Below are 12402 nucleotides of genomic sequence, written 5' to 3' on the forward strand. Positions count from 1 at the left end.
GGACGACGGCACCCGCCCGGCGGGCGTCGTGGTCGTCGCCGGAGCCTCCGGCGGAGGACGCCGGCGCAGGCCCCGACCTCGATGGTCGCGACGTGCTCGGGGCGGAGACGCGGGCCGCGCGTCCCGCCGCGGCGGCGGCGGCGCGACGGGCGGCGTCAGTCGGTCGGCGCCCCGGGAGGCTGGACGTCGGGTCGGCCATCGGCGTCACCCCTCAGGTGCTCGTGGACGGCGGAGGCGAAAGCCCTGCCCCGCGCCGTGTAGTCGGTGAACTGGTCGAAGGACGCCGCGGCCGGGGCCAGGAGGACGGTGTCCCCCGGCTCCGCGGCGCCCGCCGCGAGGCGGACCGCCGTCGGCATCACCTTCTCAGTGTCCGTCTCGTCCACCTCCAGGACGGGGACGCGGGGCGCGTGTCGCGCGAAGGCCTCGACGAGCTCGGAGCGGTCGACCCCGATGAGCACGGCGGCCCTGACGTGCGCGGTCGCGTCGCGCACCAGGGGCGCGACGTCCACGCCCTTGAACGTGCCGCCGACGATCCAGACCACGGAGGGGTACGCCCCGAGGGAGGCCTGGGCCGCGTGGGGGTTCGTCGCCTTCGAGTCGTCGACCCAGGTCACGTCGGCGGCCTCGGCCACGACCTCCGTGCGGTGGTGGTCGACGCGGAAGGCACGGACGGCGATCCGCACGGCGGACGGGTCGACGCCGACCGCCCGCACGAGGGCGGCGGCGGCGAGCACGTCGGCGACGAGGTGGTCGGCCCCGAGCCCCGACGCCTCGAGGTCGTCGGTGCCCGCCAGCTCGAGCGCGCGGTGCCGTCGGTCGTCGAGGAAGGCCCGGTCGACGAGGACGCCGCCGTCGTCGCCCGCCACCACGCCGAAGTCGCTGGGGCCGGGCGCGCCGAGGCCGAAGCCGACGGCACGGCAGCCCTCGGCCACGTCGGCCTCCTCGACCATGTGCAGCGTCGCGTCGTCGGCCTTGTTGTAGACGCAGGCGACGACCGTGTTCTCGTAGACCTTGGCCTTCGCTGCGCGGTACGCCTCGGCCCCGCCGTGCCACTCGAGGTGGTCGTCCTCGATGTTGAGGCAGACGGAGGCACGGGGCCGGAGGGCTCCGGGGCCGGCGGTGGGCAGGGCGTGCAGCTGGTGGCTCGACAGCTCGACGACGAGCAGGTCGAGCCCCTCGGGGTCGCGGACCGCGTCGAGCACGGGCACGCCGATGTTGCCGCAGGCGGCGACGCTCCGCCCGTCGGCGGCGGCCATGGCCGCGGCCAGCTGCGTCGTCGTCGTCTTGCCGTTCGTCCCCGTGACGAGCACCCAGTCGGCCACCCGCGGGGTCTTGTCCCGGAGGCGCCAGGCCAGCTCGACGTCGCCCCAGACGGCCGCGGGGGCCTCGGCGGCCCAGCGCGACATCGGGTGGTGCGGCGCGAAGCCCGGCGAGACGACGACGAGCTCGGCGTCGAAGGCGACCAGCGCCTCCGGCGCCTCGGTCATGCCGGGGACGATGAGCAGCTCAGCCCCGATGAGGGAGAGCAGCTCGGCACGCTCGTCGTCGGCCGACGGGGCGACGACGAGCACCCGGGCGCCCAGCTCGGCGAGGGTGTCGGCGACGGCGAAGCCGGTCACGCCGAGCCCGAGCACCGCGACGCGGAGCCCGGACCAGTCCGCGTGCCAGCTGGTCAGGCCGTCGAGGCGCGAGGACGGGGTGGGGACGACGTCGGTCACGAGGTGCGCGCGATCCACTCGAGGTAGAAGACGCCCACGCCGGCGGCGACGAACAGCCCCGCGATGATCCAGAACCGGACCACGACCGTGACCTCCGCCCACCCCTTGAGCTCGAAGTGGTGGTGCAGCGGGCTCATCAGGAAGATGCGTTTGCCCTTCGTGATCTTGAAGTACGCCCGCTGCAAGATCACCGAGCCGGTGACGACGAGGAAGAGACCGCCGATCAGGACGAGGAGGAGCTCGGTGCGGCTGAGGATGGCGAGGGCGGCCAGGGCGCCGCCGAGGCCGAGCGACCCCGTGTCGCCTAGGAAGATCTGGGCCGGCGAGGTGTTCCACCACAGGAACCCGATGAGCCCGCCGCAGATCGCGGCCGCCACGACGGCCAGGTCGAGGGGGTTGGCGACGGTGTAGCAGGCGCTCCGCGTCGTCTCGTCGAGCCTCGTGCTGAAGCACGACTGGTTGAACTGCCAGAAGCCGATGAAGATGTACGACGCGATCGCGAGGATGGACGAGCCCGTGGCGAGGCCGTCGAGGCCGTCGGCGACGTTGACGCCGTTCGAGGTGCTCACGGTGATGAGCACCACCCAGATCAGGAACAGCCCGCCGCCGATGACGCTGCCGAAGACCATGAAGTCGAGCCAGGAGATGTCGCGGATGCCCGAGATGGCCGCGGACGCCGGGGTCAGCCCGTTGGCGTTGGGGAACGACAGGGCGAGGACGGCGAAGACCGCGCCCACGACGACCTGGCCGGCGATCTTCGCCCAGCCGCCCAGCCCGAGGCTGCGCTGGTTGCGGACCTTGAGGAAGTCGTCGAGGAACCCGACGGTGCCGAGGCCGACCATCATGAAGAGCACGAGGAGCCCGCTGAGGGTGATGTCGTCCGGGGCGACGAGGTGGCCGATGAAGTAGCCGATCACGGTGCCGAGGATCAGCACGATGCCGCCCATCGTGGCCGTGCCGCGCTTCGTGTGGTGCGACTGCGGACCGTCGTCGCGGATGAACTGTCCCCAGCCGAGGCGGTGGAACAGCTTGATGAACAGCGGCGTCATCAGCAGGGTGAAGACGAGCGACACCCCGCCGGCGATCAGGAGCGCGATCACTCGGACACCGCCGCGAGGCGGTCGCCGAGGAACCGGAGGCCCGCCGACTTGGACGACTTGACGAGCACGACGTCGCCCGCGCGGAGCGAGCCGCGCAGGAGGTCGTAGGCCTCGTCGATGTCGGTGACGAACACGGATTCTCCGTCCCACGAGCCCTCGAGGCCCGCGGCCACGTGGATGAGGCGCGCCTCGGTGCCGACGACGACCAGCTGGCCGACGTTGAGCCGGACCACGAGGCGTCCGATGCGGTCGTGCTCCTCCCGGGCGAACTCGCCGAGCTCGGCCATCTCGCCCAGGACGGCGATCGAGCGGCCGCCCTCGGGGACGATCTGCACGAGCGTCTTCAGCGCGGCCGCGACCGAGTCGGGGCTCGCGTTGTAGGCGTCGTTGACGACGGTCACGCCGTCGCCTCCGTCGAGCACCTCCATGCGCCAGCGCTCGGCCCGGGCGACGGTCTCGAGCACCGCGGCCGCACGGTCGAGGTCGAGGCCCCACTCCCCCGCGACGGTGAGGGCGGCGAGGGCGTTCATGACGTGGTGCTCGCCGAGGATGCGCAGGTCGACCCGTCGGGTCAGGTCGCCGTGCGTCAGGGTGAAGGACGTGCCGGTCGCCGTCACGTCGACGTCGGCCGCCCGGTAGGTCGCCGAGTCGGCGAGCCCGAACGTGACGACGCGCGCCGCGGTGACCGAGGCCATGCCGGCGACGCGGTCGTCGTCGGCGTTGAGCACGGCGGTGCCGGTCTCGGGCAGGTCGGTGACCATCTCGGCCTTGGCGGCGCGGGTGCCCTCGATGCCGCCGAACCCGCCGGCGTGCGCGAGGCCCACCTTGAGCACGACGCCGGTGTCGGGCCGCGCGATCTCGACCAGCCGGGCGATCTCGCCGGGGCCGGAGGCGCCCATCTCGACGACGAGGAACTCGGTCGCGTCGTCGATGCGCAGCATCGAGATCGGCGCGCCGACGTGGTTGTTGAAGGAGCCCTCGGGGGCGACCGTCGGGGCGACGTCGCCGAGGACGGCGCGGAGCATGTTCTTCGTGCTCGTCTTGCCGTTCGAGCCCGTGATGCCGACCACGCGCAGGCGGCCGTGACGACGGACGCGTTCGACGACGGCCGCGGCGAGGCGCGACAGCGCGACGACTCCGTCGTCGACGACCATCACGGGCACGGTCGCCTCGACGGGCCGTTCGGCCACGACGAGGGCGGCGCCGGCGGAGACCGCGGCGTCGACGAAGAGGTGCCCGTCGGTCACCTCGCCGCGGAGGGCGAAGAACACCGACCCCGCGGTCACGAGGCGCGAGTCGGTCTCGACCGAGCCGGAGACGACCAGGTCTCCCCGCGCCTCCTCGTCGTGGAGGACGCCGCCCGTGATCTCGACGACCTCGGCGACGGTGAGGGCGATCACTCGGCCCACCCGGCCTCGCGCAGCGCGGCGCGGGCTTCGTCCCGGGCCGAGTAGGGGGTGCGTTCGCCGCGGATGTCGCGGTAGTCCTGGTGGCCGGGGCCGGCCCAGAGGATCGAGTCGCCGTCGCCGACCAGCGCGACGGCGGCGCGGATGGCCGCCTCGGGCGGGCTCACCTCGTGGATCTCGTGGTCGGGGTAGGCCTCGCGGGCCGCGTCGACGAGGGTGCGGCGGATGCTCGCCGGGTCCTCGAAGCGCGGGTGGTGGTCGGTCACGACGAGGACGTCGGAGCCCGCGGCCGCGACCCGGGCCATCTCGGCCCGCTTCGTCGTGTCGCGGTCGCCGTCGGCGCCGAAGAGCATGACGACCTTGCCCGGCGTGAAGCGCCGGACGGCCGCGAGGGTGGTGAGGAACGCGTCGGGGCTGTGCCCGAAGTCGACGTAGACGCTCGGGCCGCGGTCGCCCGAGACCCGCTCGGTGCGCCCCGGCAGGTACGCGACGATGCCGCCGTCGGCCTCGAGGGCCTGCGAGATGGCGCCGAGCTCGAAGCCCGCCTCGACGAGCATGACGATGGCCAGGGCCGCGTTGGCGACCATGTGCCAGCCGATCAGCGGCACGCGCGTGGTGAGGTGCCGGTTCTCGGGGCCGGTGAGTCGGAACTCGGTGTAGGCCGCCTGCTCGTCGAGGATCTCGACCCGCCAGTCGGCCTCGACGTCGGGGAGGATCGTGATGGTCGTCAGGGGCACCCGGGCGTTGTCGACCACGCGCTGGCCGTACGGCGAGTCGAGGGACACGACGGCGCGCTTGGCCCGGTCGGGCTGGAAGAGCGGCAGCTTGGCCTGGAAGTACTCCTCCATGTCGGCGTAGTCGTCGAGGTGGTCGTGGCTGAGGTTCGTGAAGGCGGCGACGTCGAAGACGAGGCCGTCGACCCGGTTGCGGCTGAGGGCCTGCGCGCTGACCTCGACGGCCACCGCGCGCACCTCGCTCTCGCGCATGCGGGCGAGGAGGGCGTGCATCTCGCTCGCCTCGGGGGTCGTGAGGCGGCTGACGACCGTGAGGTCGCCGATGTGCCGCTCGGCCGTGCTGCTCAGCCCCGTGACGAGGCCGAGCTGTCGCAGCACGCCCTCGAGCAGGTAGGAGGTGCTGGTCTTGCCGTTCGTGCCGGTGACGGCGAACAGCACGGGCGAGTCGTCGCCGCCCGTGCGGTAGATCCACGCCGAGACGTCGCCGAGCGCGGCCCGGGGAGAGTCGACGAGGACGACGGGCAGGCCGCTGCCGCGCGCGAGCTCGAGGCCCGCCGCGTCGGTCAGCAGCGCCACGGCGCCGCCGTCGCGCGCCTCGGTCGCGAACTCGGCCCCGTGCCGGTGGGCGCCGGGGACGCCCACGTAGAGGTCTCCGGGGTGCAGGTCTGCCGTGCTCAGCGTGACGCCGGTGACCTCGACGCCGTCGAGGGAGCCCTCGTGCTGGAGGCCGAACTCGCTGACGAGCTGGCCGAGGGACCTCGCCGACGGGTGTTCGGGACGGAGGACCGGGGGGATCCGGGCGCTCAAAGAATCCTCTTCTCTCACCAGGTCTGCGGGATGTCGGGTGCCGGCTCCGTCGACGGAGGGACGCGGTACATCTCGAGGACCTGGGACATGATCTTGTTGAAGGTCGGCGCCGCAGCGGCCGAGGTCTTCATGGTACTGGGCTTGGTGAAGGTCACGACGACCACGTACTGCGGGTCCTCCGCCGGGGCGATGCCCGCCACGGAGACGATCCGGTCGGAACCGTAGCCGCTGCCGTCCGTGCCGGCGACCTCGGCGGTGCCCGTCTTGGCGGCGACGCGGTAGCCGGGGATCGTGAGCACGTCGGAGAGGTCGCCGTCGGTGACGACGCTCTCGATCATGTTGACGGTCGTGTCGGCCGCGGCGGGCGAGACCGCCTGCACGGGCTCGGCGGTCGGCGTCATCGACACCGTGCCGTCGGCGGCGGTGCAGCTGTCGACCAGCTGCGTCGGGAGGCGGAGCCCGTGGTTGCCCAGGGTCTGGAAGACGCCGGCGATGTGCACCGCCGTCGTCGAGACGCCCTGGCCGAACATCGTGTTGATGCTGGTCTGCTGGTCCCATTGGGCGGCCGGCCGGATGCCCTGGGTGGGCTCGCCGAGGAACCCGACGGCCGTGGGCTCGTTGAGGCCGAACTTCACCATGTAGTCGTGGCGCTGCTGCGCCGAGAGGTTCTGCCCGAGCAGCGAGATGCCGACGTTGGACGAGTCGCGGAGGATGCCGGTCAGCGTGAGCTTCTCGGTGGGGTGGAACGTCGCGTCGTGGATCTCGCCGCCCCACGGGAAGGTGCGCGAGTAGGGCACGGTGGCCTGGCTCGTCGCGGTGGCCTTGCCCGAGTCGAGCAGCATCGCGGCGGTCATCGCCTTGAAGGTCGAACCGGGCTCGTACGACGCCGTGAACGCCCGCGACCCGAGGTCGTTCACGTCCTTCGTCAGGTTGACGTCGTTGGGGTCGACGGCGGGCCAGTCGGCGACGGCCAGCAGCTTGCCGGTCTTGACCTCCTGCACGACGGCGGTGGCGGACTCGGCGCCGATGGCCTGCGCCTGCTCGGCGATCGCCTGCTGCGCCATGTACTCGAGGTCGGAGTCGATGGTGAGCTTCAGCGTCCCGCCTGCCACCGCCTCCTTCATGGTCACGGTGCTGCCCGGCAGCTGCACGCCGTCGGCGCCCCGCTCGTAGACCTGCTCGCCGTCGGTGCCGGCCAGGCACGAGTCGGCCGTCATCTCGAGGCCGGCCTGGGGGCCGTCGGTGCCGATGAAGCCCGTGAGGTTGCCCGCCACCGAGCCGTTGGGGTACGACCGCGCCGACTGCCGCTCGAAGTAGAGCCACGACACGCCGCTCGCCTTGAGCTCGCGCACGGCGCGGAAGGCGTCGACGTCGACGCCCTTGACGAGGTAGGCGAAGTTGGCCTCGGGGTCGTCACGGACCGCCTTGCTCATGGCGGCTGCGTCGCCGCCGGTGATGTCGGCCACCTTCGCCAGCACGTCGTCCACCGTCATGGTGCTCTTCGTCTTCGTGCCGTCCTCGGCCGTCGTCGTGATGGTGACGTCCTTCGCGAAGGCCGGGGCCGCCGTGACGTTGTACCGCGTGACGCTGCCGGCCAGGACCGTGCCGTCGGAGGCCGTGATCGTGCCACGGTCGCCGTAGGTGACCTGCGTGATCTCCCGCTTGTCCTTCGACTGCTCGTTGAGCTCGGAGGCCTGCACGATCTGGATGTCGGCGAGGCGCACGACGAAGACGCCGGTCAGCGCGATCACCACGGCCATGGCGAGGGTCGCCCGGAGGCGACGGCTGCGGACGCTCCGGCTGCGGGGCGTCCCGCTGCGGGGGGCTTGTGTCACGAGAGGTTCCTCACCGCGGCGGGCCGTGCTGCCCCGACCGCTGTCGTCGTTCGGCTCGCCCTTGCGGGTGTGCCGCTAGCGGGTCTCGGGAGCCGCCAGCTGGTTCGGGTCAGACGCTACCGACGGGGCGCCGTTCTGCGTGGCCGCCGCGCCCGCGCCGGCGGACTCGGTCGTGCCGGCGGTCTCGGTCGTGCCGTCGGACCCGGCCGTGCCGTCGGACCCGGCCGTGCCGTCGGTCTGGGGGGCGACGATCGCGGCCTCGCCCGCCGCGGCGGGGGCGGCCGCGGCGGCCGACGTGGTCGCCGCCGCGTCGTCGGCCGGGGACTTCGTCGCCAGGGGCACGCCGTCGAGGAGGGTGTTCGGGATCATGTTGTCGGTCCCGTCGGCCGTGCCGTCAGCGGGAGCGGGGTCGCCGTGCACCGCGCCCGTGGCCGGGTCGAGGTACACCGGGTTGGAGTTGCGGACCATGCCGAGCTGCTCGGCGTTGTTCGCGAGGTTCTGGGGCGACGAGAGCACGTCGAGCTGCTCGGCGTACTTCTGCTGGTCGCGGGCCAGCTCGGTCTTGGCGGCCTGCAGGTCGGAGATCTTGTACGCGCCGTCGCTCAGCGCGATGCTGATCGCCAGCTGCGTCAGCAGCAGGAGGAAGAGGGCACCCGTCGCGACCAGGGCGTAGGCGATGCGCGGACGGGCGCGCTTCTGTGCCCGGCTCGTGACGATCTCGACCGGCGCGACGCGCGGCGTCGGGGTCGCCGGCGACAGGGGGAACGGGTCGAGGGCCGCGTTGCTCATGCTGTTCTCCGGATTCGTTCTGCGGCCCGAAGGCGCACGGGCTTGGCTCGGGGGTTGCGGTCGATCTCGTCGGCCGAGGCGAGCTCGGCCCCCCGGACCAGGAGTCGGAACTCGGGTCGGTGCTCGGGCAGCTCGACCGGCAGCCCTTCGGGCGCCGTCGAGGTCGTGCGGGCGGCGAGCTCGCGCTTGACGAACCGGTCCTCCAGGGACTGGTACGAGAGGACGACCATCCGCCCTGCCTCGCCGATGCGGTCGAGGGCCGCGGGCACGGCCGCCTCGAGCGAGGCCAGCTCGCCGTTGACCTCGATGCGCAGCGCCTGGAACACGCGCTTCGCCGGGTGGCCGGCGCGCTGCAGGGCCATCGGCGTGGCCGAGATGAGCAGGTCGACGAGGTCGCCGCTCCGCACGAGGGGGGCCTCGGCCCGACGCTCGACGATGCGTCGGGCGTAGCGGGGCGACAGCTTCTCCTCGCCGTACTGGTAGAAGATGCGACGCAGTTCGGACTCGGGGTACTCGGCGAGGATGCGCTCGGCCGTGACGGGGGCCGTCGGGTCCATGCGCATGTCGAGGGGAGCGTCCTTCGAGTACGAGAAGCCCCGGTCGACCCGGTCGAGCTGGAGCGACGAGACGCCCAGGTCGAAGAGCACGCCGTCGACCGTCTCGATGCCGAGGCCGTCGAGGGCCTCGCCGATGCCGTCGTAGGTGGTGTGCACGAGGTCGACGCGGTGGCTGTGGGCCGCCAGCCGCTCGCCCGCGATGTCGAGGGCCTCCGTGTCGCGGTCGAGCCCGACGAGGTGGAGGTCGGGGAAGCGCTCGAGCATCGCGGCGCTGTGGCCGCCCATGCCGAGGGTGGCGTCGACGACGACCGCGCCGGGACGACCCAGGGCCGGGGCCAGGAGGTCGAGGCAGCGCTCGAGGAGGACGGGGGTGTGGATCTGTTCTGCCATGGCGAGTCGGACTCGGATCCTGGGCCCTGATCCCCACCCGTCCTGGACCTGGCACCGGGGAAGGTGCGCCAGGGCGGACGGCTGGGAGTCAGGACCGAGGAGCTAGAAGAGCCCGGGGATCACCTCCTCCGTCGTGTTCGCGAACGCGGCCTCCTGGGCCTCGTAGTAGGAGTTCCAGGCCTCGGTGGCCCAGATCTCGGCCCGGTTGCCCGCGCCGATGACGGTGAGCTCGCGGCCCAGGCCGGCGTACTCGCGCAGCTGGGCCGGGATCGTCACGCGGTTCTGCTTGTCGGGGACCTCGTCGCTGGCGCCGGAGAGGAAGAGCCGCATGTAGTCGCGCCCTTCCTTGCTGGTGATCGGGGCCTGCCGGATCTTCGCGTGCATCTCTTCGAACTCGCGCTGGCTGAAGACGTAGACGCAGCGCTCCTGCCCCCGGGTCATGACCAGACCGGAGGCGAGCTCGTCACGGAACTTGGCGGGGAGGATGATGCGGCCCTTCTCGTCGAGCTTGGGCTGGTGGGTGCCGAGGAACATCTCGCCCCTCCCCCTTCGCCGCGCGCCCCGTGTCGTGGCCCGTTCCTCCACTTTACTCCACTCCCCACCACTCAGCAACGATCCGGAGGGCTCGTCTGCTCGGATCACCCCACGGATCTGCTCCAGTTCGGGGGTCACCAGGGTGGAGGACTGTGGAGGGGCGATCGGGTCCGGGAGGCGCAGGGCGCCGTCACAGGGCCCCGCGCCTCCTGCTCAGCGCTGCGTCGAGCGCCCCGCGTCGACGCCGTCGACGTGCGGGGTGCACTCGTGGTCGACGGGTGGAGCGGAGTGGAGGACGGCGTCGCCGCACGGTGGAGGGACGGGGAGGGCCGGGCGACGGGTCGCCCCGGGCGCACGAGAAAGGGGCCGGTCCGGAGACCGACCCCTGAGGTCGTTTCACGCTGGCCGAGGCCAGCGCTGGATCACTGTCGGCCGTCGCCGTCCTGACGGCGTTCCCACCGCTCGTTGAGGCGGTCCATCATGCCGCCGCCGGCGTTGCCGCCCGAGGCGGGACCCGGACGGCCGGGACGACTCGCCGGTCCGGCGGAGGTCGGAGCAGGCGCCCCGCGACGACGGGGCGGTGCGATGGCGAAGAGAGCCCCCGCGACGAGGATGACGAAGCCGACGACGCCGACCAGCGGACCGATCGGGGGCTGCCGGATGATCACGCCGGTGACGATGACCGCGATGCCGACGAGGGCCGCGAGCACGCCGACGACCACCATGGTGTAGTTCGGCCTGCCGTGCCGGCCGCCGACCGTCGCCACGAAGTCGGAGTCGTTGTTGTAGAGACTCCGCTCCATCTCTTCGAGGAGCCGCTGCTCCTGTTCGGAAAGTGGCATCTTGGTGTTCCCTTCGAGCACAGGCCCCTCGGCCTCGGGATCGACGCGTCTAGGTAGCTGCGAGTGTATGCCCGCATCCGATGGCTAGGCTAGGCAGCGTGGCTGAGAGTACGCGGTTAGTGGACGTCGTCCAAGGACGCATCGACGAGTTCATCGACCGGCAACGACCGACGCTCGACCGCATCGCTCCCGACCTGGTCCCGTTCGCCACGTTCCCGGGCGACCTGCTCCGCGGCGGCAAGCGGTTCCGGGCCCTGTTCTGCTACTGGGGGTGGCGCTCCGTCGCCGGCCGCGACGCCGGGTTCGACCCCCTCGGGGAGACGGTCGACGAGCGGGCGCTCGACGCCGTCATGGGCGCGGCCGTGGGGCTCGAGTTCTTCCACGCCGCCGCCCTCGTCCACGACGACATCATGGACAACTCCGACACGCGGCGCGGACTCCCCGCTGCGCACCGTCGCTTCGAGTCCCTCCACCGCGACGGCGGGTGGCTCGGCTCCCCCGTGGCCTTCGGCACCTCCGGCGGCCTCCTCATGGGCGACCTGCTGCTCGCCTGGAGCGACGAGCTCGTCAGCGACGCGTTCGACTCGCTCGCCTCGAGGGACGCCGCGCGGTCGGCCCGACGCGAGTTCAACCGGATGCGCACCGAGGTGACCGTCGGCCAGTACCTCGACATCCTCGAGGAGAGCGCCTGGCGGACCGTGCCCGACCACGACCTCCTGCCCCGGGCCCAGCGCGTCATCGTCTACAAGTCGGCCAAGTACAGCGTCGAGGCGCCCCTGACGATCGGCGCCGCCATGGCCGGCGGCGACGAGCAGGCCCTCGCCGGGCTCTCCGCCTTCGGTCTCCCCCTCGGCATCGCCTACCAGCTGCGCGACGACATGCTCGGCGTGTTCGGCGACCCGGCCGTCACGGGGAAGCCCGCGGGCGACGACCTCCGGGAGGGCAAGCGGACTGTGCTCGTCGCCACGGCCCGACGCGCCCTGCCGCCATCGGCGGTCCGTCTCCTCGACGAGCTCCTGGGCGACCCCGAGCTCGACGACGACCAGGTCGCCGTCCTGCAGGCCACGCTCCGCGAGTCGGGCGCGGTCGACAGCGTCGAGCAGACCATCAGCGACCAGGTGGAACGGGCCGTGCAGGCGCTCGACCGGGCGGACGTCGCCCCGTCGGCCCGGTCGCAGCTCTCGAGGCTCGCCGAGACCGTGACGCGACGCGACTACTGAGCCGCACCGCGCCTCCCTCGCCCTGCGTCGACGTCACGTCGGACGTGGGCGGGCTCTCGGCTAGAGGAGGCTCTGCGCGACGCGACGGACCTCGGCCTTGCGACCGGCCCGCAGCGCCTCGACGGGGCTCGTGCCGAGCGACGGCTCGACCGACAGCATCCAGTCGAGCGCCTCGTCGTCGGTGAACCCGTTGTCGGCCAGGACGGTCACCGTGCCGCGGAGCTCGTGCATCGGCTCGCCGTCCACGAGGAAGACCGCCGGCACGCGGGCGGCGCCGTCGACCTTGGCGGCGAGGAGCACGTGCTCCTCGAAGAGTCGGTGGACCCGGCTCACGGAGACGCCGAGCGTCTCGACGAGGTCCGGCACGGCCAGCCACTCCGTGTCGGCGAACCAGGGCTGGGCAGAGAGATCGATCACGACACCACCTTGCCACGACCCCCGAGCCCGTCGCGCCGAGATCGCCCCGTTCT

General features: G+C 72.5%; 11 protein-coding genes. 1 reads left to right on the forward strand and 10 read right to left on the reverse strand.

Annotation, left to right across the window (positions count from 1 at the left end; genetic code table 11):
• Window positions 1-155: 155 nt before the first annotated feature.
• The 9 genes from murD to EDF38_RS08085 all read right to left on the reverse strand — a co-directional run bounded on the left by murD (window position 156) and on the right by EDF38_RS08085 (window position 10712).
• The gene (murD, locus tag EDF38_RS08045) at window positions 156-1718 is read right to left on the reverse strand and encodes a UDP-N-acetylmuramoyl-L-alanine--D-glutamate ligase (protein WP_123355112.1); all 1563 of its coding nucleotides are present in this window, start codon (window positions 1716-1718) and stop codon (window positions 156-158) included.
• Window positions 1715-2818 (reverse strand): phospho-N-acetylmuramoyl-pentapeptide-transferase, encoded by a 1104-nt coding sequence (gene mraY / locus EDF38_RS08050; protein ID WP_123354752.1) that lies wholly within the window; start codon window positions 2816-2818, stop codon window positions 1715-1717. Before mraY ends, murD begins: the two co-directional genes overlap by 4 nt.
• The gene (gene murF / locus EDF38_RS08055) at window positions 2815-4218 is read right to left on the reverse strand and encodes a UDP-N-acetylmuramoyl-tripeptide--D-alanyl-D-alanine ligase (protein WP_123355113.1); all 1404 of its coding nucleotides are present in this window, start codon (window positions 4216-4218) and stop codon (window positions 2815-2817) included. The genes mraY and murF overlap by 4 nt, the downstream gene beginning before the upstream one ends.
• Window positions 4215-5765, reverse strand: a complete 1551-nt coding sequence (locus EDF38_RS08060; RefSeq protein WP_123354753.1) for a Mur ligase family protein — start codon at window positions 5763-5765, stop codon at window positions 4215-4217. The genes murF and EDF38_RS08060 overlap by 4 nt, the downstream gene beginning before the upstream one ends.
• 14 nt (window positions 5766-5779) lie before the next feature.
• Entirely contained in the window at window positions 5780-7600 is a 1821-nt protein-coding gene (locus tag EDF38_RS08065; RefSeq protein ID WP_233572301.1) for a penicillin-binding protein 2, read from the reverse strand.
• 75 nt (window positions 7601-7675) lie between these two features.
• Entirely contained in the window at window positions 7676-8389 is a 714-nt protein-coding gene (locus EDF38_RS08070; RefSeq protein WP_123354755.1) for a hypothetical protein, read from the reverse strand.
• Entirely contained in the window at window positions 8386-9336 is a 951-nt protein-coding gene (gene rsmH / locus EDF38_RS08075) for a 16S rRNA (cytosine(1402)-N(4))-methyltransferase RsmH (RefSeq protein WP_123354756.1), read from the reverse strand. The genes EDF38_RS08070 and rsmH overlap by 4 nt, the downstream gene beginning before the upstream one ends.
• Window positions 9337-9438: 102 nt before the next feature.
• Window positions 9439-9870: a division/cell wall cluster transcriptional repressor MraZ gene (gene mraZ, locus EDF38_RS08080; protein ID WP_123354757.1), complete on the reverse strand. Its 432-nt coding sequence runs from the start codon at window positions 9868-9870 to the stop codon at window positions 9439-9441.
• A gap of 422 nt (window positions 9871-10292) precedes the next feature.
• Entirely contained in the window at window positions 10293-10712 is a 420-nt protein-coding gene (locus EDF38_RS08085) for a DUF3040 domain-containing protein (protein WP_123355114.1), read from the reverse strand.
• 98 nt (window positions 10713-10810) lie between these two features.
• On the opposite strand from EDF38_RS08085, the gene EDF38_RS08090 reads away from it, so the two are divergent.
• A complete protein-coding gene (locus EDF38_RS08090) occupies window positions 10811-11932 on the forward strand; it encodes a polyprenyl synthetase family protein (RefSeq protein WP_123354758.1) in 1122 nt (373 codons plus the stop codon).
• 60 nt (window positions 11933-11992) lie between these two features.
• On the opposite strand, the gene EDF38_RS08095 is transcribed toward EDF38_RS08090, so the two are convergent.
• Window positions 11993-12349 carry an Rv2175c family DNA-binding protein gene (locus tag EDF38_RS08095; protein ID WP_233572302.1) on the reverse strand — a complete coding sequence of 119 codons (357 nt, stop codon included), beginning with the start codon at window positions 12347-12349 and terminating at the stop codon, window positions 11993-11995.
• Window positions 12350-12402: the final 53 nt, after the last annotated feature.

This window comes from Frigoribacterium sp. PhB160, assembly GCF_003751785.1.
GTDB lineage: Bacteria > Actinomycetota > Actinomycetes > Actinomycetales > Microbacteriaceae > Frigoribacterium.